2 protein-coding genes are annotated in these 1692 nt (G+C 37.8%); both read left to right on the forward strand.

What is annotated here, in order from left to right; all coding sequences use genetic code 11:
* On the forward strand, positions 1 to 672 hold a 672-nt coding region (locus AC1DRF_RS26450), incomplete at its 5' end, for an ABC transporter permease (RefSeq protein WP_477742123.1).
* A gap of 1 nt (position 673) precedes the next feature.
* The coding region (locus AC1DRF_RS26455) for an ABC transporter permease (RefSeq protein WP_477742124.1) at positions 674 to 1692 on the forward strand (1019 nt) is incomplete at its 3' end.

Consider the following 1692-nt stretch of genomic DNA (forward strand, 5'->3'; position numbering starts at 1 on the left):
GTAAACCCTCAGCAAATGGATAATCTGCTCCGTGCGTCTAAGCATGACTATATTCAAGAAACATCTCTTCATTCTCAAAAACAGCCAAATTCAATAGACTACTACGCCATTTCAATGACAACTATGATTGTTTTATACGGATCTATCTCAGCGAGTTATTTAATTAGAGGAGAGCGTATGCGAAATACAGTTAGTCGATTAGTAGCCGCTCCGGTTAAAACCGCTGAAATTTTTGTCGGAAAAATTTTAGGTACTGTTTTGGTTCACACCATTTGTGTGTTAGTCGTCATTATGTCGACTAAATATTTTTTTGATGCCAACTGGGGAAATCATTTACTCCTCGTACTGCTGATGTTAGTATCACAGATTCTTTTTGCCATTAGCTTTGGATTAGGAGTTAGCTACCTTACGAAGACGGAAGCGGCGTCAAGAGCAATTATTATGGTTGTTATTCAAGTGTCGTGTATTGTGGGAGGAACCTATTTTCAAAATGGATCTGGAGAGGGATTCGTCAATGTATCACCTTTAACCTGGATGAATAATGGACTTATTAAATTGATTTATACAAATGATATCGGCGCTTCTCTTTCAGTTATCGGGTTGAACGTAGGCTTCTCTATTTTATTCCTGGGCATAGCAATTGTGCTTTTGAGAAAAAGAGAGGGGTTATAACATGAAAAATATCATGTGGCTTGTCACAAATATGCTAAGAAATATGCTGCTTAGAAACAAAAGGACGCTTGTGCTTGTTATTGGTTTGCCTATTGCAGGGGTTTTAATGTCCGTTCTTATTTATGGAAATGCAGGAGGGACTTCGGTGAATATCGGAGTTGTCAATCACGACTCAACGGATATTACAAAAGATACCGTTCAGTTTTTAAAAGGGCTGCATAAAACAAATGTTAAAATGCTCACTGATAAAGAAGTGGATCATGAGATTACGTCAAAGAAAGTTGATGCGGTTATTACCTTTGAAAAAGGGTTTTCTGACGGCGTCAAAGCGAACAAACCAGATCATATTATAATCACTTCAATAAAAGGAGCAGAAGTAACGAGCTTTATTAAGTCTTATTTGTATCAATATATTGATAATATTTCTGCGCTGAATCAAGCTGCTGAAGGCGACGATGCAGCGTTTAAACAAATGTATGAGAGTTATCAAAAAGCGCCATTCCACGTCTCTACGCATGCCCTTGAAGACAAAGGAACCGATCAAAACATTGTCAAGCAGACAATTGGGTATTTAATTATGTTTATGCTTTTTTCTGCGGTGAATTTATCGGGTCTTATTACAAAAGAAAAAGAGCAGCGAACGTATTTTAGACTGTTAGCTTCGCCAGTTAGCGCAAGGCAATACGTGATATCCAATGTTATTACAAATATGATTTTATTAACTCTGCAAGTAATGATTACACTTGTTTGTATTACGACTCTTTTTCACGTAGATATGAACATTCCCGTATGGCAGCTGTTTTTCATTTTAGTTTTGTTTGGTCTAGTAGCCATCGGCTTGTCTCTTGTAATTATCGCTTTTACAGAAAGTTCAAAAGCAGCGAATGGTCTTCAGACGCTTATCATCACGCCAACTTGTTTACTGTCCGGCTGCTTTTTCCCGCCTGAATTTATGCCGGATGTGATGCAGAAAATAGCCGACTTTCTTCCTCAAACGTGGGTATTAAGTACGTTAAAAAG

Source organism: Priestia sp. P5_B4 (assembly GCF_056400385.1).